Origin of the sequence: Halorussus sp. AFM4, assembly GCF_051194995.1 — an archaeon.
Taxonomy (GTDB): domain Archaea; phylum Halobacteriota; class Halobacteria; order Halobacteriales; family Haladaptataceae; genus Halorussus.
In genome coordinates, this window is record NZ_JBNTJT010000001.1 from 1 (window position 1) to 23,008 (window position 23,008).

At 69.9% G+C, this 23,008-nt stretch carries 21 protein-coding genes; 9 read left to right on the top strand and 12 right to left on the bottom strand.

Annotated elements, in window-relative coordinates; genetic code table 11:
* Positions 1 to 614: 614 nt before the first annotated feature.
* From ACQUQF_RS00005 to ACQUQF_RS00015, 3 genes are all read right to left on the bottom strand, one after another.
* Positions 615 to 1,409 (bottom strand): helix-turn-helix transcriptional regulator, encoded by a 795-nt coding sequence (locus ACQUQF_RS00005; protein WP_435174295.1) that lies wholly within the window; start codon positions 1,407 to 1,409, stop codon positions 615 to 617.
* Between the two features lie 422 nt (positions 1,410 to 1,831).
* Entirely contained in the window at positions 1,832 to 2,698 is an 867-nt protein-coding gene (locus ACQUQF_RS00010; protein WP_435174298.1) for an ABC transporter permease, read from the bottom strand.
* A complete protein-coding gene (locus tag ACQUQF_RS00015) occupies positions 2,695 to 3,714 on the bottom strand; it encodes an ABC transporter ATP-binding protein (RefSeq protein ID WP_435174301.1) in 1,020 nt (339 codons plus the stop codon). The genes ACQUQF_RS00010 and ACQUQF_RS00015 overlap by 4 nt, the downstream gene beginning before the upstream one ends.
* 485 nt (positions 3,715 to 4,199) lie before the next feature.
* On the opposite strand from ACQUQF_RS00015, the gene ACQUQF_RS00020 reads away from it, so the two are divergent.
* Positions 4,200 to 4,577, top strand: a complete 378-nt coding sequence (locus ACQUQF_RS00020; RefSeq protein ID WP_435174304.1) for a DUF7344 domain-containing protein — start codon at positions 4,200 to 4,202, stop codon at positions 4,575 to 4,577.
* Between the two features lie 187 nt (positions 4,578 to 4,764).
* On the opposite strand, the gene ACQUQF_RS00025 is transcribed toward ACQUQF_RS00020, so the two are convergent.
* The 3 genes from ACQUQF_RS00025 to ACQUQF_RS00035 all read right to left on the bottom strand — a co-directional run bounded on the left by ACQUQF_RS00025 (position 4,765) and on the right by ACQUQF_RS00035 (position 7,459).
* Positions 4,765 to 5,376 (bottom strand): DNA-3-methyladenine glycosylase family protein, encoded by a 612-nt coding sequence (locus tag ACQUQF_RS00025; protein WP_435174307.1) that lies wholly within the window; start codon positions 5,374 to 5,376, stop codon positions 4,765 to 4,767.
* A gap of 156 nt (positions 5,377 to 5,532) precedes the next feature.
* Positions 5,533 to 6,042: a hypothetical protein gene (locus tag ACQUQF_RS00030; protein ID WP_435174310.1), complete on the bottom strand. Its 510-nt coding sequence runs from the start codon at positions 6,040 to 6,042 to the stop codon at positions 5,533 to 5,535.
* Between the two features lie 73 nt (positions 6,043 to 6,115).
* Complete coding sequence (locus ACQUQF_RS00035) at positions 6,116 to 7,459, bottom strand: RimK/LysX family protein (RefSeq protein WP_435174312.1); 1,344 nt, start codon at positions 7,457 to 7,459, stop codon at positions 6,116 to 6,118.
* Between the two features lie 166 nt (positions 7,460 to 7,625).
* Between ACQUQF_RS00035 and ACQUQF_RS00040 the strand changes: the two genes are divergently transcribed.
* From ACQUQF_RS00040 to ACQUQF_RS00060, 5 genes are all read left to right on the top strand, one after another.
* Positions 7,626 to 8,696, top strand: coding sequence for a succinylglutamate desuccinylase/aspartoacylase family protein (locus tag ACQUQF_RS00040; RefSeq protein ID WP_435174314.1), 1,071 nt, complete (start codon positions 7,626 to 7,628; stop codon positions 8,694 to 8,696).
* A gap of 294 nt (positions 8,697 to 8,990) precedes the next feature.
* Positions 8,991 to 9,383, top strand: a complete 393-nt coding sequence (sdhC, locus tag ACQUQF_RS00045; RefSeq protein WP_435174316.1) for a succinate dehydrogenase, cytochrome b556 subunit — start codon at positions 8,991 to 8,993, stop codon at positions 9,381 to 9,383.
* A 1-nt stretch (position 9,384) separates the two neighbouring features.
* Positions 9,385 to 9,750: a succinate dehydrogenase gene (locus ACQUQF_RS00050; protein WP_435174318.1), complete on the top strand. Its 366-nt coding sequence runs from the start codon at positions 9,385 to 9,387 to the stop codon at positions 9,748 to 9,750.
* A gap of 4 nt (positions 9,751 to 9,754) precedes the next feature.
* Positions 9,755 to 10,648, top strand: coding sequence for a succinate dehydrogenase/fumarate reductase iron-sulfur subunit (locus ACQUQF_RS00055; RefSeq protein WP_435174320.1), 894 nt, complete (start codon positions 9,755 to 9,757; stop codon positions 10,646 to 10,648).
* Positions 10,649 to 10,676: 28 nt separating this feature from the next.
* Positions 10,677 to 12,566 carry an FAD-binding protein gene (locus ACQUQF_RS00060; RefSeq protein ID WP_435174322.1) on the top strand — a complete coding sequence of 630 codons (1,890 nt, stop codon included), beginning with the start codon at positions 10,677 to 10,679 and terminating at the stop codon, positions 12,564 to 12,566.
* A 135-nt stretch (positions 12,567 to 12,701) separates the two neighbouring features.
* Here ACQUQF_RS00060 and ACQUQF_RS00065 read toward each other — a convergent pair whose 3' ends face one another.
* The 4 genes from ACQUQF_RS00065 to ACQUQF_RS00080 form a co-directional block, all read right to left on the bottom strand.
* Positions 12,702 to 13,145: an RDD family protein gene (locus ACQUQF_RS00065; protein WP_435174325.1), complete on the bottom strand. Its 444-nt coding sequence runs from the start codon at positions 13,143 to 13,145 to the stop codon at positions 12,702 to 12,704.
* A 103-nt stretch (positions 13,146 to 13,248) separates the two neighbouring features.
* Positions 13,249 to 13,449, bottom strand: a complete 201-nt coding sequence (locus ACQUQF_RS00070) for a XapX domain-containing protein (RefSeq protein WP_435174328.1) — start codon at positions 13,447 to 13,449, stop codon at positions 13,249 to 13,251.
* A 143-nt stretch (positions 13,450 to 13,592) separates the two neighbouring features.
* Complete coding sequence (locus ACQUQF_RS00075) at positions 13,593 to 13,769, bottom strand: DUF7556 family protein (RefSeq protein WP_435177570.1); 177 nt, start codon at positions 13,767 to 13,769, stop codon at positions 13,593 to 13,595.
* Positions 13,770 to 13,912: 143 nt separating this feature from the next.
* Positions 13,913 to 16,138 (bottom strand): PKD domain-containing protein, encoded by a 2,226-nt coding sequence (locus ACQUQF_RS00080; RefSeq protein WP_435174331.1) that lies wholly within the window; start codon positions 16,136 to 16,138, stop codon positions 13,913 to 13,915.
* A gap of 390 nt (positions 16,139 to 16,528) precedes the next feature.
* On the opposite strand from ACQUQF_RS00080, the gene ACQUQF_RS00085 reads away from it, so the two are divergent.
* The 3 genes from ACQUQF_RS00085 (at position 16,529) to ACQUQF_RS00095 (ending at position 19,899) form a co-directional block, all read left to right on the top strand.
* The gene (locus ACQUQF_RS00085; protein ID WP_435174334.1) at positions 16,529 to 17,545 is read left to right on the top strand and encodes a DUF1616 domain-containing protein; all 1,017 of its coding nucleotides are present in this window, start codon (positions 16,529 to 16,531) and stop codon (positions 17,543 to 17,545) included.
* Positions 17,546 to 17,652: 107 nt separating this feature from the next.
* Positions 17,653 to 18,246 carry a metal-dependent hydrolase gene (locus tag ACQUQF_RS00090; protein WP_435174337.1) on the top strand — a complete coding sequence of 198 codons (594 nt, stop codon included), beginning with the start codon at positions 17,653 to 17,655 and terminating at the stop codon, positions 18,244 to 18,246.
* Positions 18,247 to 18,480: 234 nt separating this feature from the next.
* A complete protein-coding gene (locus tag ACQUQF_RS00095; RefSeq protein ID WP_435174340.1) occupies positions 18,481 to 19,899 on the top strand; it encodes a hypothetical protein in 1,419 nt (472 codons plus the stop codon).
* Between the two features lie 314 nt (positions 19,900 to 20,213).
* Here ACQUQF_RS00095 and ACQUQF_RS00100 read toward each other — a convergent pair whose 3' ends face one another.
* Positions 20,214 to 21,236, bottom strand: coding sequence for a lipid II:glycine glycyltransferase FemX (locus ACQUQF_RS00100; protein ID WP_435174343.1), 1,023 nt, complete (start codon positions 21,234 to 21,236; stop codon positions 20,214 to 20,216).
* Entirely contained in the window at positions 21,236 to 22,870 is a 1,635-nt protein-coding gene (locus tag ACQUQF_RS00105; RefSeq protein ID WP_435174347.1) for an alkaline phosphatase family protein, read from the bottom strand. The genes ACQUQF_RS00100 and ACQUQF_RS00105 overlap by 1 nt, the downstream gene beginning before the upstream one ends.
* Positions 22,871 to 23,008 lie beyond the last annotated feature (138 nt).

A 23,008-nucleotide genomic window follows, 5' to 3' on the forward strand; every position in this document is an offset into this window, starting at 1 on the left:
TAGCAATGGCCTCCGGCAGGATCAACCGGAATGGTTGCCGAGCTCCGAAGAGCTCGGTGGGTCTCTGGCGGAAGCAATTGAATGCTATGGTTCCGTAGATTCGACGACACTGGTCGTGTGACCGACCGAGTATCACCGAACTACCAGGGCTAACATCAGATCCCATCGTGTACGGCGGACCGCAGGGGTGGAATCCTCATTTCCTTCGGACCTGGACGTATGCTTCGACCGGGTATAAACCCATCGAAGCCGTCCGGCCCGAGACAGCGGGACGAATCGAACGTCCCGCCGCCACATCGCTTCGGATTCCTTGGTAGGGCACAGCCCTACTTAAGGATTCGGAATCCGGGACGCCCCCGCGTTCGCCGTCGAACCCGGGGACGCCGCGTCCATCATCACGAATGCCCCGGACTGATTTAAGCCCGTCGAATCGCACCCGCAGTGCGGTGCGTTTGCACGCGGCGACCCCGACGCCGTCCCACAGTAAGTGGGCGTTACTCGCGGGCGTACGCGTACCTGACGAAGACTGAAAGACGAGAGAGGCCAGAACGTCGTCGCGGTCACCGACGACCGGCGAGCGTTGCTGGCCAGGGAGTGGAATCCGACTCAAGCGCCTACTCTGACGGAGGCGAGTCGAGGTGGTCGGCCGGGTCGATCCCGGTCGTCCAGTACCGCTCGAACAGCCACCGGCTCCACTCCCTCGCCTCGTCGGACTCCGCGATCACTTCGGTCCGCGAGTCGTAGGAGCCGTCGAGCCGCGGCAGTGACAGCAGCGCGCAGTCGTCGGTCACGGTCAGCGCGAACGAGACCGGTCGGACGCGGACGTCGACCGTCTCGGGCATCTCCTCGTAGCCGTCCTCGGCGTCGGCCAGTTGGTCGATCACGGCCGTACCCAGGACCAGGCGGGCCGACGTGTCGCCGCCCGACCGGAGCGCCGCCACGTACTCGTCGTGGTAGATGGGCGCGACGATGTCGATCGTGTCGGCCGACTCGATGCGGCTCCGGACCTCCCGGACCACGCGGTTCGGGTCGGTGTCGGTCGCGCGGACGACGTCGGCGTCCGCGAGCGCCGACAGCGAGGTCCGGAAGAGCCTGGGCAGCGCGGTCGCGTCGTGGGTCCGCCAGTACTCGGAGTCGGTCCGGAGCACCGATTCGGTCCGCCGCTGCTCGTCGATGACCTCGCTGACGATCCTGCCCGTCCCGGTCGGCTCCCACCGATCGCTCCGGACCTTGCGGATCAGTTCGCAGTCCTCGAGCTCGGCGAGCGCGCCGTAGACCGCCGACTCGCTGGCCGGCACGCGGTCGAGAATCGCGGCCGTCGACCCCGTCCCCCCGGTCACCGCCGCCAGCACCTCCGTTCGGGCGGCCGACCCGGTGACGAACTCGACGACGCGGTCGTCGTCGCTCATACGCGTACAACCGCACCGTTCCCTTGTTACCTTTGCTACATTCCCGGTCTACTGCACCCGTCCTGGATTTCCTCATCTAAAGTAGAGAAATCTACTGTCAGTGGAGAGTTCCGACGCTCGAGTATTTTCACACGAGAGGCTTAGCGCAGATATATGTGCAAGCAGCGCGTGGAGGGGAACGTGGCCCTCCAGCGGTCACCCCGTCCCCGCCCGCCACCCGAACGGATCCCCGTTGTCGCGTGCTGCAGCGGACACGGGACGCAGTTTTTGCGGTCGATCGCGACCGGACCCCGTCCGGCGTCGCCGGTTCTCCCGTCGCGTTTGTTCGAACCACCCGTGCCGTTCGTGAAGTTCCGTGGGTAGAGACGGACTCGTGAAGTTCCGGGGCACGGACGAACGGTGACCGGCGAGACCGCCGGCCGTCAGTAGTCGCCGAGGACCCCCAGCCGTCGGGCCCGCCGGGTCGCGAACTCGAAGACGGCGTAGCCAAGCACCACGTACCCGACCGCGGTGCCGACGAGGACCGCGAGGTCGGCCGGCGGGAACTCCCAGAGGCGGGTCCCGTCGACCATCGCCCGCTGGAGCATGGAACTGCCCAGCGCCAGCGGCAGGAACTTCGTCCAGCCGAGGTCGAACGCCGGCGCGGAGATGAGTATCACGAACCCGAACTGGAGCAGGTTGAGCCAGCTCCCGATGCGCTTGTACAGCACCGTGACGCCGCCGGCCGCGAACCCTAGCCCCAGCACCGAGGCGACGCTGAGGACGGCGACCGGCACGACCGTCAGGACGTCGACGCTGAGCGTCGTCCCGGTGATGACCAGCATGGCCGCCAGGACGACCGCCGAGGTGAGGAACGTCCGGACCACCTTCGCGACGCCCTTGACGAAGGCGACGGGGGCGAACCCGAACGGCGTCATCACGTGGCGCTCGAGCGTGCCCCACTGGACCTCGCTGCCGATGTCGTTCGAGATGGCCGAGTAGGCGCCGACCGAAAGCGTCCAGAGGAAGTAGCCGACGACGATGCCCGCCATCGAGTCGGTCAGCGCCCGGCCGGCCACCATCCGCCCGCCGTAGAACAGCAGGCCGAAGAAGAACAGCGAGACGACGACGCCCCCGACCGCGTTGGCGGGGTAGCGGACGAAGACGAGGTACTCCCGGTAGAGCACGGCCCGCGCGAGCTTGCGGTAGCCCGCCCGACGCGGCTCGTCGGGGTCACCGGACGACCCACCGAGCTGGCCCACCGGCCCGCCGGTCGCGTCCGACGCGTCGACGCGCCGTCCGTCGGTCATCGCCGTCCGCCTCCGGTCAGCTCGACGAACGCCTCCGCCAGGTCGGGTTCGACGGTGTCGACGGCGTCGAGGGACACGTCGCGGGTCCGGAGGGACGCCATCAGCTCGTAGAACCCGTCGCTGTCGGTCGCGACCTCGACGCGGGTGCGCTCGCCGAACCGCTCGACGCCGGTCACGTCGAACCGGTCGCGGACGCCGGCCAGCACCGGTCCGTCGATGTCGGGGCTGGTGATCCAGTACCCCCGGGTGTCGAAGCCCCGCAGGAGGTTCCCCACGGTGTCGTCGGCCACGATCCGGCCCTCGTTCATGATGACGACCCGGTCGCAGATGTCCTCGATGACGTCCATGTCGTGGCTGCTCACGACCACGGTCAGGTTGCGCTCGGCGACGATGCGCCGGAGCTCCCGGCGGAGCGTCAGCGAGCTCTCGACGTCGAGCCCGAGCGTCGGCTCGTCGAGGAAGACCACGTCGGCCCCGCTCGCGAGGACGCTGGCCAGCGACACCTTCTGCTTCATGCCCCGCGAGAGGCTCCGGACCGGGACGTCGGCCTTCTCCGCGAGGTCGAGTTTCTCGAGCAACCGGTCGTGGCGGTCGGCGATCGAGTCCGGGTCGACCCCGCCGATGGTCGCGAAGTACCGGAGGTTCTCCCGGACGGTCAGCCGCCAGTAGTCGTTGCGCGCGCCTTCGAGCATCGCGTCCACGCGGGCGTACGCCGCGCGCGGGCTCTCGTACACGTCGACGCCGTGGATGCGGACGCTCCCCGCGTCGGGCAGCACCATCCCCAGTATCGACTTGATGGTGGTCGTCTTGCCCGCGCCGTTGGGGCCGAGCAGGCCGACGACCGTCCCCGCCTCGACCGCGAACGAGACGTCGTCGACCGCCGTGACCGCGTCGGCGCCGCTGCCGAACTCCTTGCGGAGTCCCTCGACGGCGATCGCGGGCGGCGCCGCGTCGGAGTCCCCGGCGGCCGTCTCGACCGGCCGCTCGCGCTGCTCCCGGTTCTGCCGGAGCGTCATTACCGACGGTAGGCGCCTGAAGAGTAAAAGCCCAGTCCCGCGGCGACCGCACGACGTACTCGCACGGCTACTCGCGAAGTGGAGTGTCGCCCGGAACACTAACCTCCAGCGTCATCCCGAGGCGGCGCGCCGCGTCTGCTGGCAAACCCTCGTGCCGGGCGGTCACGTTGGGGCGTGACTGACCGCTGGTCTGTCGCGTACCCGGGTTCTCCGCGCTGTCATCGCTCCCGAGGCGGGACCGCTCGGGCGGGGACTTGAGGTACGCAGGTGGTAATTGGCGCTCGCGGGGATTAAGGGTTTCCGACCGGTGGTGACTGTCTCGCGCGACGCGTGCGCGTAACGCAGTCAGCGAATGTCGTAACCGCGAATTACCGCCGTTACCAGTAGATTCACTCCCGGTAAAACCTCGCGTATCGTACCGTTGTAACACCCCCTAATCGTTTAGGTGCCGTGCTTTTTGTCCCGGAGTCACCAGTAAGCAGTGTATGATGAACTCGAACGCTCCGGACGTGTCCGACGGTCGCCCCGGGAGCGGACACGGCGTCTCTCCCGCCCTGGACGCCGCGCTCGACCTCCTCTCGAACCGGCGACGGCGGTACGTCCTCTACCATCTCCGGAACCGAGACGGTGCCGCCACGCTCGAAGAGCTCGCCGAGCGCGTCGCCGAGTGGGAGAGCGAGGGCGACGAGCCGACCGACGAGGACCGCGTCCTGGCCGACCTCTACCACAGCCAGCTCCCCCGCCTCGCCGACGCCGGTGCGGTCGCCTTCGACGAGGAGGAGGGCTACGTCACGCTCGACGGCGGCGACGCGCCGCTCGTGGAGTACCTCGACATCGCCGCCCGCGAGGAGAACGTCGCCTGAGCCCGGGCGCCTCCGTCGTTCGGTCCCGTCGGTCCGCGTACCGACTGCCGGCCTCGCCCGGTCGGCGGCGCCGTCTTGCGGCGTTCGGGGTGGAACCGGGGGTTCTCCGCGTTTCGGCCCTCCTGGCGATTCTCTATTACGCTCGCGAACCGCGTTCCGAGACGTCGGCCCGACGTCGCGTCGGGCGCTACAGGCCCGTGACCTCGCCGACGCTCTCGGTGATGTCCTCGTCGGCCCGCCAGAGGTAGAGGCTCGCGTAGCTCCGGTACGGCGCCCACCGCTCGGCCGCCTCGACCATCTCGGCCCGGGTCAGGTCGGCGTCGAACAGCGCCTCCATCCCCTTCCGGATGCCCAGGTCGCCCACCGGGAAGACGTCCGGGCGACCGAGCGAGAACATCAGCTGCATGTTCGCGGTCCACTCCCCCACGCCGGTGATGGCCGTGAGCTCCGCGACCACCTTCTCGTCGGTCATGTCCGCGAAGTACGCCCGCGAGTAGCCCTCCTCGAGGAACGCCTCGGCCACGTTCCGGACGTACTCGGTCTTCTGCCGGGAGAGCCCGGCGTCCCGCAGCACCTGGGGGTCGGCCGCGAGGATCCCCTCGGGGGTCACCTCGACCGCCTCGAACAGCCGCTCGCGGGTCGCCGCCGCCGACGCCATCGACACCTGCTGGCGCAGGATGGAGACGACGAACCGCCGGAAGAAGTCGTCGGCGGGTTCGATGGTCAGCGGCCCGTACTCCTCGACCAGCGGGCCGAGGTAGGCGTCCGTCCGCAGTTCGGCGATCGCTTCGTCGGTCATCGGCGGCGACGTAGGGGGCCCAGCCGGATTAGCCTGCGGTTTCCCGTCGGCAGAGGAGGTGTGGCCACCCGGGAACGGGTCGCGTAACGTCCCGTTGCCAGCCGAATCCGGGATTTCGTGTCGCCTCCGGGACCCTCCGGCGCGGGCGCGACGAGGTCACTCGGCGACGACGGCGTAGAACGACTCGGCGATCCGCGGGAACAGCGCCACCGAGACCGCGCCGACGAGGAGGGCGAGGACGACCGCCGCGACCGGCGACCAGGCCGCGGCGAGCGCGCGTCCGCCGTATGCCGCCAGTGCGAGCGTGGCGTTGTAATAGACGACTCGGAGCGCGACCAGCCAGGGCGTCACCGCCACCCAGCCGGGCGCGTCGGTGGCCGGCGGCGCGACCCACCCGCCGCGGACGAGCGCGGCGCCCGCGACCATCGTCAGCCACGCGACCAGCGCGAACGCCTTGAGCCCGAACCACGCGGTACCCTCGCCCACGAGCAGCGCGTACAGCACCGGGATGCTCGGGACCGAGACGTCGGCGAAGGCGTAGGTCACGTCGTCGAGGAACACGCCCACGCCGTCCTTCTCCTCCACCCGGCCCTCTCCCCAGCCGGACCACGACTGCCGGCGCCGGCTCGTCGCCGCGCGGGTCTGTCTGGCGGGACGGTCGCTCATGGCTGCCGGGAGCACGACGGCCACCGGCAAAAAGATACGGTTGGATATCCTACCGGTCTGCCGGGGTCGGCCGCTACTCCTCTTCCTCCTCGGTCTCCTCCTCGTCGTCCACGCGCTTCTGGACGTTGACCTGGTAGTGCTTCAGGATGTCGCGGCCGAGCAGCACCGGGTAGTCCATGTGGCTCCGGTCCTCGATGCTCGCGGTGACCGTGTGGCGGTTCCCGCCGACGCCGACCACCACGTCGACGACCGGTCGCGACCGGCTCGACTTGCTGCTGCCGGACTTGACCTTCGCGATGCTCTTGATGGGGCCGGCCCCGATCTCGGCCGCCAGCTTGGTGTCGATGCTGGTCCGGGTCGCGCCGGTGTCGGACTTGGCGACCACCGTCTCCGAGCCGCTGGTGCCGCTCAGGATGACCTCCTCGGTGTACCCGATGACGATGGGCTCGCTCGCGCCGGTCTCCTTCGGGCGGGGCTTGCAGGCGGGCACCGAGTCGTCGAGCGAGACGGTCAGGTCCTCGACGACTCCCTCGTCGACGGTGCCGCCGGCGCGCTCGATGGCAAGCTGGGCGATGTACGGCGCGGCGCTCCGGCCGGTCGCCTTGAACAGGCCCTTGAAGCCGGCGGTGGGGTTGACCTCCAGGACGTACCACCCGTCGTGGCCCTCGATGAGGTCGACGCCCGCGTAGTCGAGGCCGATTATCTCGGCGGCGTCGCGGGCGATGTTGGCCACCTCCCTGGGAAGCTTGTCGGTCGCGTCCTCGACGTCGCCGCCCAGCGCCACGTTGGTCCGCCAGTCGTTCTCGGGCGCGTACCGGTTCATCGCGCCGACGATGCGGTCGCCGACCACGTACACCCGGAGGTCGCGGTGCTCGCCCTCGTCGCGCTCGATCAGCTCCTGGAGGAACGCCTGGCGGTCGCCGACCCGAGGGTTGACCAGCTCGTCCGGGCCGACCTTCCACGTGCCGCCGCCGTGGGTCCCGATGGCGGTCTTGTACACCGCCTCCTCGCCGAAGTCGCCCCGACCGTCGTTGAGCCGGTCGTTCGACAGCGCCAGCAGCGCGTCGGGCACCTGGATGCCCGCGTCGGCGAGTGCGGTCGCGGTCGAGAACTTGTGGATGGCGGTCATGACCGAGCTCGGGTCGTTGAGCACCGGCAGCACCGAGTCGTAGGTCTTGGCCAGCCCGAGCGCCTCCGAGGGCTGCTCGGTGTTCGAGAGCAGCAGCCGGTTCGCCACGATGTCCACGTCGGGTTCGAGGTTGACCTCCCCGTCCCGCACCCCGATCGCCGTGTTCTCCTCCCGGAGCCAGAAGGGCTCGTGCCCCAGGTCCTCGATCGCGTTCAGAATCGCCTTGGTCTCCTTGCTGTTGTGGAGACTGAGAACCCCGACCCGCGCCGTTGACCCGTCTGCAGTCATTGTACTTCCTCGTACGTCGTCGTTCCTTAAAAAATGAGATACTGCGCGCCAGTTGGAGGTCTGACGGGTCGTCCGCTGCGCCGACCGTCGACCTCCAGCGTCGCGATCTCCGGCGCCGGTCGCCGTCTGCCGCGTCTTTATGTACGGTCGGGTCCGAGTGGGTGGCATGACCGGTTCGGACGGAGACCCGGACGCGTTCACCTACAACGGTGGCATCGTCGAACCGGGCGAGACCCAGAACATCCGGTACGGCATCAGCGAGACGTACCTGGGCGACCCGGTCCGCATCCCGGTCACCATCGTCAACGGGGCCGAGCCCGGACCGACGGTGTTCCTCTCGGCGGCCGCCCACGGCGACGAGCTCAACGGCATCGAGGTGGTCCGGGAGGTCGCCCACGAGTGGAACCACGACGACCTCTGCGGCACGCTGGTCTGTCTGCCGGTGCTCAACGTGCCGGGGTTCCTGGCCCAGGAGCGGTACCTCCCCATCTACGACCGCGACCTCAACCGGTCGTTCCCGGGTCGGGAGGGGTCGACCAGCGCCAAGCGGATGGCCTACCAGATCTTCCGCAACTTCGTCTCGCCGTGCGACATCGGGCTGGACTTCCACACGTCGACCCGGGGCCGGACCAACATGCTCCACGTCCGGGCCGACATGGCCGACCCAGAGGTGGCCCGCCTCGCCAAGGCGTTCGGCTCGAACGTCGTCATCTCCTCGGAGGGACCAACCGGCACGCTCCGCCGGGAAGCGACCGACTTCGGCATCCCCACCATCACCATCGAGATGGGCGAGGCCCACCGGTTCCAGCGGGAGTTCATCGACCGCGGCCTCGAGGGCGTCGAGAGCGTCCTCGCGGAGTACGGCGTCCACAATACGGGGTCGGTGAAGTGGCCCGGATGGCGGACCATCATCGACGACGACAAGGAGAAGACATGGATCCGGGCCGACGCGGGCGGCCTGGTCGACATGCACCACGAGCGCGGGTCGCTGGTCTACGAGGGCGACACCATCTGCACCATCACCAATCCGTTCAAGACCGACAGCGAGCCCGTCGAGGCCCCCTTCACCGGGCTGCTGGTCGGCGTGCTGGAGAACCCGGTCGTCTACCCGGGCAACCCGCTGTGCCACATGGTCGAGCTGTCGGCGAAGACCCGGCGGGCCTTCAAGCGCGACCGCGCGCGCAACGAGACCGTCGAGACCACGACGCCGCCGCCCGCGAATCCGAGCGCGCGGTGACGTCCTGTACCGGACGACGACCGCGTCACTGCGGACTCGCCGACGATCGCATTGCCGCTCCGTCCGACCCCGCCGTTCTCTCCTCGCGTTCGCGAGTCGACCCCCGCTTCACCGAGTGATTGCTCCCGTCGCTGTCAGTTCTCGCGACGCCCGAGTCCGCGAGACGTCGCCACGGTCGACCGGTGACCGTCGCGCGATACGTCAGCCGGAAAACGAGTGGCGGTGCGGCCGTGACAGTCGGCAGTAGGTAGAAACTTCTATTTGCCCACAGTCCACAGTCCCGAACGGACAAGTATGAGTCAATCGTACAATCGAGGCCTCATCGAAGACTTCGGCCGGTGGCGGGAGTTCACGGCCGGGATGTGGGCCTGGATATTCCACAAGTTCACCGGGTGGGTACTCATCGGCTACCTGTTCACGCACATCGCCGTGCTGAGTACCTTCATCTCCGGCTCGAACGCGTACACCGACACGATCCAGGGGCTCGAGAGCCTGCTCGTCGTCCGGGTCATGGAGGTCGGCCTGCTGGCGGTGGCCGTCTTCCACATCCTGAACGGGGTCCGGCTGCTGTTCGTCGACCTGGGTCTCGGCCTCGAACAGCAGGACAAGAGCTTCTACGCGTCGCTGGTCGTGACCGGCGTCATCGTGCTGGCGTCCATCCCGACGTTCCTGGAGGGGGCGTTCTGAGATGGCCGAGCGCTACTCCTCGTTCCGGAGCGGGAGCGCCTCGTGGTTCCTCCAGCGGGTGACGGCGGCGTTCCTCGTCGTGGTCCTGGCGTTCCACTTCTTCCTGCTCCACTTCGTCAACCACGCCTCAGAGGTGACGTTCGCCGGCACGACCGCCCGGATGGAGCAGTGGGGCTACCTCGTCACGATGGTGCTGTTCCTGCTGACCGCGACGTTCCACGGCGTCAACGGCGTCTACGCCGCGCTGCTGAACCAGGGACTGACGGGCACCAAGAAGACCGCGGTGAAGGGCGTCCTCGCGATCGCCGGCCTCGCGCTGGCGGGTCAGGGCGTCTACCTCGCACTCGTGATGTCGGGAGTGATGTAACAACATGAGCACGCAACTACCAGAGGAAGACCGAGGGAGAACCGAGAGCGCAGAGCACGAGGCCGAGTCGTCGGTCGAGCAGGAGGGCGCCTCCAAGGGCGACCGCCGCCGGGCCGACCGCGACGCCCGGCGCGAGCAGTCGGTGTCGGGCGCGCCCGCCGAGGTCGAGGGCGACACCTTCCGGCTGAAGGTGTTCCGCTACGACCCGGAGGTCGAGGGCAAGATGGAGCCGCGGTTCGACGACTTCGCCGTCCCCCGCGAGAAGGGGATGACGGTGCTCGACGCGCTCATCTACGCCCGCGACCGCTACGACACCACGCTGACGTTCCGGCACTCCTGCCGGCAGGCGGTCTGCGGCTCCGACGCGCTGTTCATCAACGGCCGCCAGCGGCTCGGCTGCCAGACCCAGATCTCGGACCTCGAGGAGCCGGTCCGGGTCGAGCCGCTGCCCCACCAGGACGTGGTCAAGGACCTCGTCGTGGACATGGAGCACTTCTACGACCAGATGCACGCGGTCGAGCCGTTCTTCCAGCCCGAGGAGGAGCCCGACGGCGACCTCGAGGAGTACCGCCAGACCCGCGAGAACCGCGAGAAGATCAAGATGTCCACGCGGTGCATCTGGTGCGGCGCCTGCATGTCCTCCTGTAACATCGCGGCCGGGGACAACCAGTACCTCGGGCCGGCGGCCATCAACAAGGCCTACCGGTTCGCGATGGACGAGCGCGAGGGCGAGAACGTCAAGGAGCACCGGCTCAACGTGATGGACCAGGAGCACGGCGTCTGGCGGTGCCAGACCCAGTTCTCCTGCACCAACGTCTGTCCGAAGGACATCCCGCTGACCGAGCACATCCAGGAACTCAAGCGAGAGGCGGTCAAGCAGAACCTCAAGTTCTGGTAGCTCGAACAACAAACACAGAATCACAACCATGCACGAACACGACGTTCTGGTAATCGGCGGCGGCGGCGCCGGCCTCCGGGCGGCCATCGCGGCCCACGAGGAGGGCGCGGACGTGGCCATCGTCACGAAGCTCCACCCCGTGCGGAGCCACACCGGCGCGGCCGAGGGCGGCATCAACGCGGCGCTCCGCGAGGGCGACGACTGGGAGCTCCACGCCTACGACACGATGAAGGGGTCGGACTACCTCGGCGACGCCCCCGCCATCGAGACGCTGGCGCAGGACAGCCCCGAGGAGACCATCCAGCTCGAGAACTGGGGGATGCCGTTCTCCCGCGAGGACGACGGCCGGGTCTCCCAGCGCCCGTTCGGGGGGCTATCCTTCGCCCGGACGACCTACGCCGGCGCCGAGACCGGCCACCACATGCTCCACACGATGTACGAGCAGGTGGTCAAGCGCGGCATCCAGGTGTACGACGAGTGGTACGTCACCGACCTCGCGGTCACCGACCACGACGACCCCGAGGACCGCGAGTGCCACGGCGTGGTCGGCTACGACATCAAGACCGGCCAGATCGAGGGCTTCAAGGCGCGCAACGGCGTCATCCTCGCGACCGGCGGCCTCGGTCAGGTGTTCGACCACACCACCAACGCGGTGGCCAACACCGGCGACGGCGCCGCGATGGCGTACCGGGCGGGCGTCCCGCTGGAGGACATGGAGTTCGTCCAGTTCCACCCGACCACGCTCCCCTCGACCGGCGTCCTCATCTCCGAGGGCGTCCGCGGGGAGGGCGGCATCCTCTACAACGCCGAGGGCGAGCGGTTCATGTTCGAGTACGGCTACGCCAACAACGACGGGGAGCTCGCCTCCCGCGACGTGGTCTCGCGGGCCGAGCTCACCGAGATCAACGCGGGCCGCGGCGTCGACGACGAGTACGTCTACCTCGACATGCGCCACCTCGGCGAGGAGCGCATCACCGACCGGCTCGAGAACATCCTCCACCTCGCCCGCGACTTCGAGGGCGTCGACGGGCTGGAGGAGCCGATGCCGGTCAAGCCCGGCCAGCACTACGAGATGGGGGGAATCGAGACCGACGAGAACGGCCAGACCTGCATCGACGGCCTGTACGCCGCGGGCGAGTGCGCCTGCGTGTCGGTCCACGGCTCGAACCGCCTCGGGGGCAACGCGCTGCCCGAGCTCATCGTCTTCGGCGCCCGGGCCGGGCGCCACGCCGCGGGCACCGACCTCGGCGAGCCCGAGATCACGACCGGCCGGACCGACGACAGCGAGCCCGAGGAGGACCTCGACACGCCGGTCGAACCCGGCGCGGTCTCCGCGAGCGACGAGGACGTCGCCGCGGACGGCGGTGAGCGAACCGACGGTTCGCGATCCTCGTCAGACGTTGCGTCTGACGGCGGGGCCGCCGCCGTCGAGCCCGACGAGACGGTCCGGCGGGCCGTCGAGCGCGAGCGCACCCGGGTCGACCGCCTGATGGAGAAGGACGAGGGCGTCCAGCACGCCGAGCTCCGCGCGGAGCTCCAGGAGTCGATGACCGAGAACGTCAACGTGTTCCGGAACGAGGAGGGACTCAAGCGGGCGCTCGAGGACATCCGGCGAGTCCGGGAGGCCTACCAGGACGTGTACGTCAACGACCCCTCGCGGACGTTCAACACCGACCTCATCCACACCATCGAGACCCGCAACCTCATCGACCTCGCGGAGGCCATCGCGCTGGGCGCGCTGGCCCGCGACGAGTTCCGCGGCGCCCACTGGCGCCAGGAGCACCAGGAGCGCAAGGACGACGAGTGGCTCAAGCACACGATGCTGTCGTGGAACGACGGGAACCCCGAGCTCTGGTACAAGCCGGTCATCCTCGAAGGCGAGAACAAGACCTACGAGCCCAAGGAGCGCTCGTACTGAGCGCGACCCCGTTTTCACTGCGACCCCAGTTCTGACCTGGACCGCGTCTCCGCTTCGCGTTCTGCTACGGCGACCGCTTCGTCGACTGCGTCGCCCGTTTTACCGACGGAACTCGCTCCCGGCCGGAGCCGGCGGTCACGCCCGCACGACGTACGTGCCGGCGACGCCGTCGAAGACCCGCTGGTTCCGTTCGCTCGTCGCGATCGCGGCCAGCGCCACCGCGCTGGTGAGCCAGCTGAACAGGACGACCGCGGGGAGGTTGCGCACGAGCACCTGGCCGACCGAGGGGTCGTCGCCGCGCCGGTCGACGACCCTGATGCCGGCCAGCCGCTTGCCGACGGTCTGGCCGTTCCAGAACCCTTCGAGGAGACCGCCGTAGAGCGGGAGGGTCAGGAAACCGAGTCCGACCAGGCCGCGGACCGCCGCCTCCCCCTCGGGACGTACCAGGGACCCGAGGGCCACGGCCACGCCGACGACCTGGACGAACTGGAGCACCAGGTCGACGAACTGGGCGCCGATGCGGGCGCCGACCACGTCCGTCGCGTGTCGGTCGGGACGACCGGAGGTGTCGGAGGGCATCAGGGCACCAGTCGGAGCAACCAGATATAAATCTTATCGTTTCACCTGTCGAACATAAACTGCCGCAGTCTGGCCGGTCCACTTTGCGCACCTGTCCGGACTTCTACCCCGCCAGTCCGAGTATCGACAGCAGGTCGACGCCGGCGTCGAGGTACTCGACCGTCCGATAGACGACGTAGATGCCGACGATGCCGACGATGCCGGGGAGTTGCGGCGGTGCGGGGAGCGGGACGCCGAGGAAGGTGAACAGCGCGCCCGTGACGAACCCCGTCAGCAGCGCGAGGAGGGTGAGCGTGAGGTCCATGCCTGCCGGCTTGCGCCCGGACTCAAAAGCAGTTTCCGATTTACGGTACCGCCTCCGGATCGCAGTTGCGCTCCGGTGGCTGGTCGGGAGTACCGGTACACCGCGAGAAGCGGGCCGGTCGCCGGTTCAGTCCGCCCGGCGACTCAGCGCCACTGCGAGAGGGTTCGGGACTCCGCGAACGGCATCGCGATGTACGCTTCGTCGTTCGAGACGTCCGCGATGACGGTCGTGCGCTCGTCGCCGCTGTCGTCGACCGCGAACATGACTTCTCCGTCTTCGAACGTTTCGTCGAGATCGGTGGTGGGGATGGTCCAACTCAGGGTAGATCACCGTCGTTCGGTCTGGCGTATCCAGTTTTAGCCGCGGTATCCCCTTTAGTATACACCACCCTCCCGTTCGTAACGGGAGGTTACCGGCCCGATACCGGCGGTAAAACGTTTGCAACGGAACCGTACCGACGGTCTCACTCCCTGACGCGACCGGCGAGCAGCGCGGCCGCGAGCAGGGCGATCAGCGTCGCGCCGAGGCCGAAGCCGGGGACGCCGCCGTCGGCGTCGGCGGTGTCGGTCGTCGTCCCGCCACCGTCGCTCTGCTCGTCGACCGCGTCCACCTCGACGCGGACCTCCTTCGTCACCGCGGCGCCGTACTCGTCCTCGACGACCACGGTGACGGTCTCGGTCCCCGCCGAGCCGAAGCTGTGCTCGACCGACCGGCCGGTGACGTTGCCGGCGTCGAACACCCACGTCACGGTCGTCTCGCCGACCGCGTCGCTCACGTTCGCCGAGAACGTGGCCGCCTTCCCGACCGTCGCGCCGTCGGGGGTCCGGACCTCGACCGCGGGCCGGTCGTTGACCACGAGCGTCGTGGTCGCGGTGTCCGTCAGGCCGGCCGCGTCGGTGACGGTCAGGTTCACCGCGCGCTCGCCCGGCTCGTCGAAGCGGAACGCGGCGGTCTCGCCGGTCGCCGACCGGTCGCCGACCGACCACTCGTAGCTCGCCAGCGACCCGTTCTCGGCCACCGAGCTCCCGGCCGACAGCTCGGCCGAGTCGCCGGCCATCACGACCGTCTCGCCGTCGATGCTCGCGGTCGGCGCCGCCACCGCGGTCACGGCCAGCGTCGCGGCGCCCCGCGTCTCGGCCGCGAGGACCGCGGTCCCGTTCGACCGCCGGACCACCTCGGTCCGCAGCACCGACCAGCCCTTATCCGTCCGCTCGGCGACCCGGACGTCCGAGAGGTCGGCCCCGACGGCGTCGGTCTGCACCGCGAACTCGACGGTCGCCGACCGGTTCGCGGCCACGGCCGACCCGTCCAGCGAGACCGCGTAGAGGGGGTCGCCCGGCGGCGAGAGCGCCGACAGGTCGGTTCGCTCGGCGACCGCGACCACGCCGGAGACGTTCGCGTCGGCGAGCGTGACCGCCCGGACCGGCGAGTCGCCGAGCCGGACCGTCGTCCCGGAGGCGTTCGCGTCGGCGTCCTCGACGGCCGCGACCGCGGGGCCGCCGACCCGGACGACCCACCCGTCGCGGTTGTCGCCGTAGCTGGTCGACTCGCCGATCGCGAGGTAGCCGCCGCCGTGGCCCTCGACGACCGGCCAGAACTTGTCCCAGTAGTTGGCGCCGTATGTCCGCTGCCAGTCGCTTCGGCCCGCGGCGTCGGTCTTGACGACCCAGCCGTCCGCGCCAGCGTCGCCGGCGACGTGCTTCGTGCCCGAGACGACGTAGCCGCCGTCGGGGTCGTCGTGGATGCCGAAGAAGGCGTCGGCCTTGTCGGTGCCGTAGGTCCGCTCCCACCGCTTTTCCCCGTCGGCGCCGATCTTGAGCACCCAGCCGTCCTCCTCGCCCGCGCCCTCGCTGGCGGTCCGGCCGGCGAGCACGAACCCGCCGTCTGCGGCCGCGGTGGCGTCGTGGACCCGGTCGAGCTCGCCGCCGCCGTAGGTCTGGGCCCACTCCAGGTCGCCGCCGGCGTCGGCCCGCATCACCCACGCGTCGGCGGGGTCCGCGCTGCTGCCCTTCGTGGTGCCGGTCAGCAGCAGGTCGCCGCCGTCGGTGACGAACACCGAGTTGACGTACTCGTCGGAGCCCGACCGGAGCGTGTCGTAGGTCTCGCTCCAGACCTGCGTCCCGTCGGGGTTCAGCTCCATCAGCCACCCCTCGGCGGTGCCGCCGGCGTCCTGCCAGCCCCCGGCGTACACCGTTCCGTTCGAACGCGTCAGCGACCACAGCTCCGAGGGGCCCTCGCCGCCGTAGGTCCGCTCCCACCGCTTCTCGCCGTCGGGGCCGAGCTTCATCACCCAGCCCGTCCAGGGGTCGTCGGGGCTCGCCGACTCCATGCCGGCGACCAGGTAGCCGTCGCCGGTCCGAATCACGTCGAAGATGCGGTCGGTCCCCGGCCCGCCGTAGGTCCGCTCCCACTCGGTCCGGCCGGTCCGGTCGAGCATCGCGACGTAGCCGTCGTGCTTCCCGTCGTCGGCCTCGCTGTTCGACCAGCCGACGACCAGGTACCCGCCCTCGACCTTCAGCCCGGTCGCCAGCTTGTCGTCCGCGTCGCCGCCGACCGTCTTCGCCCAGCGCTCGGGCGGGCCGGAGGCGTTGCCGGCGCCGTCGGGGGCACCGGCCGCCGCCGCTGCGCCGCCCAGCGGGGCCACCGCGACCAGGACCGCGAGCAGTGCGGCCGTGACCGTCCGTTTCACGTTCCGTCCCTCCGTTCGAGCGTCGCCGCGTTGTCGTTCCAGAACATCGTATCCAACCGTCCCACCGGATTATTCTACCGTTGAATCCTCGTCGCCGGGCGCGCACGGCCCGGGCGAACGTTACCGAGTACGTGTCGCCGGTCGGCCCTTTGTTATGTGTCGCCTGAACCGACCGTACGTCGCTCCTGACGGCGTCTGGGGCGGATCTGACGATCGCGAGACGAGGGCGACGAGACCGGGTCGGACGCGGGCGCCCGGCGATTAACCTCCCGTTGTATCCGGACAGCCGGGTGATAACAAAGTGGCAATCGTGCGTTCCCCGGACGTAATGAGCCGTCGAACTGCCATCGGAACGCGCCGTCCGACCGTCGCCGCCGCACCGACCGACGCATGAGTCACGAAACGCCAGACGGGACGCTGGTCGACCGGCTCGCGCGGCCGGCGCTCCCGCTCGACCTGCTCGCGGTGGTCTGCTACGCCGTCGTCTCGCTCCTGCTGCTGTCCCAGCCCGGCGTCTACGGCACGCCGCTCGGCGTCGCCGTGGGCCTCCCGCTGGTGCTGTTCGCGCCCGGGTACGCGCTGGTGTCGCTGCTGTTCCCCGGCGCGACGCCGGACGACGCCGCGTCCGGTCGGACGCTGACGGAGGTCCGCCAGCACGGGCTGGTCGGGACCGAGCGGGCGGCGCTCGGCTTCGGCGTCAGCGTGGCCGCGATCCCGATCCTCGGGGTCGCAATCGCGGCCTCGCCGTGGAGCCTGACGCCGGCGACCGTCCTGCTGTCGGTCGCGGGGCTGTCGACCGGGCTGGCGGTGCTGGCCGCGGTCCGGCGACTCCGCCGACCAGCCGACCGGCGGTTCGCCCTCCCGGTCCGGTCGTGGTTCGACCGCGCGCGCCGCGCGCTGTCGACCGGGTCGCCGCTCGACCGGGCGCTCAACGTCGGGCTCGCGATCGCCGTGGTCGCGGCGTTCGCCGCGGTCGGCTACGCGGTGGCCGCGCCGGGCGACAGCCAGCACTTCACCAGCGTCGCGCTGCTCTCCCAGGACGACACCGGCGAACTGGTCGCGGAGGACTACCCGCGGAACTTCACCCGCGGCGAGAGCCGCCCGCTGGTGGTCCAGCTGACCAACCACGAGGGCCGACGGACGAGCTACTCGGTGGTGGTCGAGCTCCAGCGCGTCGAGCAGGCGGCCGACGGCGGGCCGAAGGTGCTGGAGGACCGGAAGCTGGCGACGTTCACGCCGACCGTGGGGGCGGGCGAGCGCTGGCGGACCACCCACGAGGTGACGCCGACGATGACCGGCGAGGACCTCCGGCTGGTCTACCTCGTCTACAAGGGCGAGCCGCCGGCGAACCCCTCGGCCGACAACGCCTACCGTCACGTCCACGTCTGGGTGGACGTGACGGCGTGATCGACCCCCGGAGGACCACGGACGCGGGACTCATCGGAGGACACCAAACGATTCACATGTCCCAGAACTACGAGACGACGTGTACACGGGGGGATCGCTAACCGACCATGTGGCCCTGGGAACACCTCGCCGTCGGCTACCTCTGCTACTCGCTGCTGGTCCACCTGTTCGGGCGGCGCGCCCCCCGCGCGTGGCCGGTCGTCGCGCTCGCGGTGGGCACGCAGTTTCCGGACCTGGTCGACAAGCCGCTGGCGTGGACGTTCGGCGTCCTGCCCTCCGGCCACTCGCTGGCCCACTCGCTGTTCGCCGCGGTACCGGTCGCCGCGCTCGCGGTGACGGTCGCCTGGGGGCTGGGCAGGACCGGGGTGGGCGTCGCGTTCGCCTTCGGCTACCTCAGCCACCTCCCCGGCGACGTGTTCTACCCGGTACTGATCGGCGGGGAGGCCGACTACGGGTTCCTGTTCTGGCCGGTCGTCCCGGTCGAGGGCGCCGAGACCGGTGTCGGGTTCCTCGAGATGTTCCGGTCGCTGTTCGCCCGGTACCTGACCGAGCTAGCGCAGGGCGAGGTGTCGCTGTACCTCGCGGTCGAGCTGGGCCTGCTGGCGTCGGTGGCGCTGCTGTGGCTCTACGACGGGGCGCCGCCGCTGCGGTCGGTCTGGTCGCGGCTGCGACTGGGCCGGCCGGCCGAGAAACCGCGCTGACGGCGCCCGCCGCGACGGCCGGTACGGTCGGCCGAACGGACCACGCAGAGCAGCCCGCGGTGCCGCAGGGCGGTCCGCACGGGCCGGGACCACGGAGCGCACCCTGCAGGGTTCGGAACTACGGACCGTATCCCGCACGGTCCGGCACTACGGACCGCCTACCGCGATTACAGCGACCGCGTGGGCCGCAGCAGGACGACCATAACAATAGTATCGGCAGACGGACATAACCGCGTGACCGACGACGAGAGCTGTCTGACGCGGCGCGCCGCCCTCAGGGCCGCCGGGGCGACCATCGCGGCCGGGGCGCTCGCGGGGTGCGGCGGTCGCGATCCGGAGACCACCACCCGCGGGACGACCGCGGGCGAGACCCCGACCGCCGAACCGACGACCGGATCGACGACGACCGCGTCGGAGACGACGACGCGCTCGACGAACGACCTGGTCGACCCGACCGACTACGGCACGGTCGTGAACGTCGCGGAGGCCGGCGCCGACGCGTCCGGCGAGGAACCGATCAACCCGGTGGTCGACGAGCACGTCGGCGACGACACCCTGCTGTACTTCCCGTCCGGCCGGTACCGCCTCGACGGCTGGCGGGTGACCGACTACAGCAACCTGGCGGTCGTGGGCGACGACGCCGCCCTGGTCGCGCCGCCCGACGTGAACTACTGGCTGATGTGGGGCGACCTCGAGGACCTGCTGTTCGCCGGGTTCACCATCGACTGCCGCGGCAAGAACGTCGCGCCCATCGCCCACGTCGGGGTGGCGGGCGGCGACAACGTGGTCCGGGACGTGACCGTCCGGGGCCACCGCCACGCCCCCAAGACCGCCTTCGAGGTGGAGGTCACCGACCCGGAGGGCTCGCTGCTGTTCGACAGGCTCTCGCTGCCCGACGGGTCGACGACCGGCCACTCGGTGTACGTCTTCGAGGACAGCGTCGGCGAGCTGACGTTCAAGGACTGCCGCATCGAGCACTGGAAGGAGGGGCTGTACGCCGCCTACCACCAGGGCCCGCTGCGGATCGTCGGCGGCTACTACGCCAACAACGGCATCGAGCAGGTCCGGGTCGGCGGCGGCACCGCGGGCGCGGTCGTGAAGGACGTGACCGTCCGGGTCGACAACCCGCGCCAGGCCCAGAACAAGCCCAACATGCGGGGCATCTGGGCCGAGGAGGGCGCCCACGTCCGGATCGAGAACTGCGACATCGCCCTCACCGACCTCACGGGCACCTACTCGTCGGGCGGCATCGTGATCGAGAAGCAGTTCGGCGAGGCGGTCGTGGAGAACACCCGCGTCCGGACCGACGTCGACGCCTACGCCCTCAGCGTCCGGAAGCCCATCGAGAGCATGAAGGGCCAGACCGTCCCGAGCATGGACCATCTGCCGAAGCGGACCCGGTTCACCGCCAGGAACCTCCGGATCGAGGGGACCGCGGCGTCGGGCACCGCGATCCGGGTCAACGAGCGGGACGACTGCACCTTCGAGAACCTCTGCGTCCAGCACCCGGAGGGCGACCGCGACGGGCTGCTCGTCGAGGAGGCCGACGGGTGCTCGGTCACCGACGCGACCATCGACGTGAGCGGCGAGGCCGTGGTCACCGAGGAGGCGACGGTGGCGACCGAGCGACTCCGCAGGAACGGCTCGTGCTGATCACGGTCTGCGCGAACCGGTGAGCGCTTCTCGCGACGAGCACGCCCCGACAGGGACGTCTGTCACCGTTCGGGGTCGAGCGACCCTCCGCCCAGACGAGCGCGGGCGCCGACCGGACTGTCGAACTGGCGACCGGAAATCGGACGAGAGAAGGGTGGACGGGCGGGCGAGAGAAGAGTCGACGGGCGGGCGAGAGAAGGACGGACGGGCGAGCGAGGGAAGAGTGGACGGGCAAACGAGAGAAGGGCAGACGGGCGGGACGCAGTCCGAGCGCCCCCAGCGACTCGGAGGAGTAGTCGCGGTCCGCGGTCGGTTCAGCGCAGCTTCTGGTAGACGCTCGACAGCGCGTTGGTGACCCGGGTCCCCTGCTGGAGCGTGTAGTGGGACCGCAGCTCCGGGCCGAACTTGGCCTTGTAGCCGCAGAGCCGCTCCTCGTTGGCGCCGACCAGGTCGTAGCGCTCGACGCCGCGGTCCATCGCGTCGGTCATGATGGCCCAGTCGACCAGGTCGTTGACCGGGAGGTCCCGGTCGTGCTTGGCGCCGCCCTGCCACCGGTAGACCGTGTCGCCGAACTCCAGCGCGATCATCCCGCCCGCGATCTCGCCGTCGATCTCGCAGGCGTAGGGCCGGACCGCGCCGTCGGGCAGTCGCTCGTAGAGGTCGGTCACGAACTCGGGGGTCACCCCGTAGCTCTCGTCCTGCTCGTCGTGGCGCGACCGGACCTGCGAGATGATCGCGGCGATCTCGTCGGGGCCGCCCTCGTACACCCGGTAGTCGCCGTCGGTCCGGATGTTGTTGCGGGCGTCGCTGGAGAACGACATCAGCACGTCCTCCTCGCCGGGCGTGAGGTCGACCGAGTAGGTGTGACGCACCTGGACGTCGAAGTCGGCCCACTCGAAGGGCCGGACGTCGCGGTAGTCCGGGACGGGCCGGACCTGCGTGAACTTGGGGTTGAGCCGGCGGTCGATCCAGTCGAGACACCCCCGGACGAACCGCTTGTTCCGGCGCTCGCGCTTGCGGCGCTTGAGCTTCCGGTGGTTCAGCAGCGCCGGCCCGAGGTACGACACCCACAGGCCCGGCGCCGGCGAGAACGCCATCGTCATCCCGCCCTTGCGCGTCTCGAACACCGGGAAGACGCCGACCGGCTCCTGGCCCTTGTACCCCACCAGCGGGTGGACCGTCGCGTCGGCGTGGTCGGCCTGCACCTCGAGCGACTCCCGGTAGTGGAAGACCCCCGCCTGCGGGGACCGCTCGACCAGGTCGTTCCAGTCGTGGTGGTCGAACTCCGTCGCGCGTCCGATGCTGATGCCGTCGTTTTCGATGATTGTCACGCTCATTATTCGAGATACCCGAGGTCCGCGAGCCGCGCCTCGACGTCGCCGTCGTCGGTCGCGACCGCTCCGCCCGCGTCGAACGCGGGGTACGATTCCGTGCCGACCGCCCCGACCGCCGGGAGCACCGACCCGTCCATCCGGTCGGCCGCCGGGACGCCCATCGTCGCCAGCACCGTCGGGGCGACGTCGAAGAGGTGGGCGTCCGAGAGGTCGGCGGTCGGGTCGACGCCGGCGCCCGAGATCGCCACGATGCCGTCGCGCTTGTGGTTGTACGGCTCGCTCGGCGGGGCGAACCGCCCGTCGCCCACGCGGGTCGAGAGGAACTCGTCGTACTCGCGGGGCACCGTGATCACGTCCGGGGCCTCCTCGACGTAGGGCCCGGAGAACACCTCCTCGCGCCGGGCGACCCGCTCGAACACCGGCTCGCCGTCGGGGGTCTCGACGTCCGAGAGCAGGTCTACCAGGTCGTCGCAGAGCCGGTCGTACCGGCTCCGGGGCACGACGCCGTCGGGCTCCCGGCCTTCGAGGTTCACCCGGACGCCGAGCTCGATGCGGTCGCGCATGTAGGCCCGGGAGGCCGGGAAGTCGACCTGCTCGGAGCCCGCGCGGGCCACGTCGGTCGGGACGCGCTCGGCCACGAACTCCGCGAGGCCGACCGCGTCGAGCGCGGCCCGGATGCGCTGGCTGGTGACGCCGACGCTCGCCAGGCCGGCCACGGCGCGTTCGAGCAGCGCCGGATCGTCGTCGGCCTCGCGCTTCCCCGACTCGCCGTCCCGGAGCTGGTTGGCGGCGATGGTCGACCAGGTGGGCATCCCCTCGCCCTCGGTCGTGGTCTCGACCAGTCCGCGGTCCCGCAGCAGCTCGTTGGGCCGGAACTCGTGGCCGGTGTACTCGCCCATCCCGTGGTCGCTGGCGACGACCACGACGTCGGGGTCGCACTGCTCGAGGATCTCGCCGACCTGGCGGTCGACCGCCTCGTAGACGGTCCGGACCGTCTCGTCGTCGCCGGGGAACTCGTGGAAGACGGTATCGGTCTGCTGGAACTGGACGAAGCCGAACTCGGGGTCGAACCGGTCGGCGAGGTAGCGGAACGCCTCGCCGCGCATCGCGACGAGCCGCTCGTACCACTCGACCTTCTCGGCGCCGTCGGCGTCGCGGGGCGCGTACACGCGGTAGTCGCCGAGCTCCTCGCGGACGTCGTCGAGCAGTCCGTCGGGGTGGCAGTCGGGGTCCTCGGGCGCGGTGTACCCGGGGATCAGCCCGCCGTCGAACTCCCGGGGCGGGTGGGTCACCGGCGCGTTGACCACGACGCTGGACTTGCCGCGGTCGTCGAGCAGCTCCCAGAGGGTCCGCTCGCGGACGCGGCTCGCGTTCACCACGTCCCAGTCGTAGCCGTCGAACGCGAGGAATCCGAACACGCCGTGCTTGCCGGGGTTGACGCCGGTGTACAGCGACGGCCACGCGCTTGGGGTCCACGGCGGAACCTGGGACTCCAGCGGGCCGGCCGCGCCGGTCTCGAACAGCGACTCCAGGTTGGGAACCGCGCCGTTCTCGAAGAGAGGTTCGAGGACCGACCGACACCCCGCGTCTAACCCGACCAAGAGGGTCTCCATGCTGGTCTGCGGGCGGTCAGCCATGTACCGGTTACAACCGGTCGTTCGGCCTTTGTTATGGGCCGTCTGTCACGAAGAAAATACGTCCTACGGCCGGTACGGCGGGGTAATCTCACCTTACCGGCGGCGTATCGTCCGGTTCGACCGTTCCGTTCCGACCGT

Bases quoted from the DNA above. Each gene is read 5' to 3' on its own strand.
- ACQUQF_RS00005 (WP_435174295.1), bottom strand. From the start codon at position 1,409: ATGAGCGACGACGACCGCGTCGTCGAGTTCGTCACCGGGTCGGCCGCC.
- ACQUQF_RS00010 (WP_435174298.1), bottom strand. From the start codon at position 2,698: ATGACCGACGGACGGCGCGTCGACGCGTCGGACGCGACCGGCGGGCCG.
- ACQUQF_RS00015 (WP_435174301.1), bottom strand. From the start codon at position 3,714: ATGACGCTCCGGCAGAACCGGGAGCAGCGCGAGCGGCCGGTCGAGACG.
- ACQUQF_RS00020 (WP_435174304.1), top strand. From the start codon at position 4,200: ATGATGAACTCGAACGCTCCGGACGTGTCCGACGGTCGCCCCGGGAGC.
- ACQUQF_RS00025 (WP_435174307.1), bottom strand. From the start codon at position 5,376: ATGACCGACGAAGCGATCGCCGAACTGCGGACGGACGCCTACCTCGGC.
- ACQUQF_RS00030 (WP_435174310.1), bottom strand. From the start codon at position 6,042: ATGAGCGACCGTCCCGCCAGACAGACCCGCGCGGCGACGAGCCGGCGC.
- ACQUQF_RS00035 (WP_435174312.1), bottom strand. From the start codon at position 7,459: ATGACTGCAGACGGGTCAACGGCGCGGGTCGGGGTTCTCAGTCTCCAC.
- ACQUQF_RS00040 (WP_435174314.1), top strand. From the start codon at position 7,626: ATGACCGGTTCGGACGGAGACCCGGACGCGTTCACCTACAACGGTGGC.
- sdhC (WP_435174316.1), top strand. From the start codon at position 8,991: ATGAGTCAATCGTACAATCGAGGCCTCATCGAAGACTTCGGCCGGTGG.
- ACQUQF_RS00050 (WP_435174318.1), top strand. From the start codon at position 9,385: ATGGCCGAGCGCTACTCCTCGTTCCGGAGCGGGAGCGCCTCGTGGTTC.
- ACQUQF_RS00055 (WP_435174320.1), top strand. From the start codon at position 9,755: ATGAGCACGCAACTACCAGAGGAAGACCGAGGGAGAACCGAGAGCGCA.
- ACQUQF_RS00060 (WP_435174322.1), top strand. From the start codon at position 10,677: ATGCACGAACACGACGTTCTGGTAATCGGCGGCGGCGGCGCCGGCCTC.
- ACQUQF_RS00065 (WP_435174325.1), bottom strand. From the start codon at position 13,145: ATGCCCTCCGACACCTCCGGTCGTCCCGACCGACACGCGACGGACGTG.
- ACQUQF_RS00070 (WP_435174328.1), bottom strand. From the start codon at position 13,449: ATGGACCTCACGCTCACCCTCCTCGCGCTGCTGACGGGGTTCGTCACG.
- ACQUQF_RS00085 (WP_435174334.1), top strand. From the start codon at position 16,529: ATGAGTCACGAAACGCCAGACGGGACGCTGGTCGACCGGCTCGCGCGG.
- ACQUQF_RS00090 (WP_435174337.1), top strand. From the start codon at position 17,653: ATGTGGCCCTGGGAACACCTCGCCGTCGGCTACCTCTGCTACTCGCTG.
- ACQUQF_RS00100 (WP_435174343.1), bottom strand. From the start codon at position 21,236: ATGAGCGTGACAATCATCGAAAACGACGGCATCAGCATCGGACGCGCG.
- ACQUQF_RS00105 (WP_435174347.1), bottom strand. From the start codon at position 22,870: ATGGCTGACCGCCCGCAGACCAGCATGGAGACCCTCTTGGTCGGGTTA.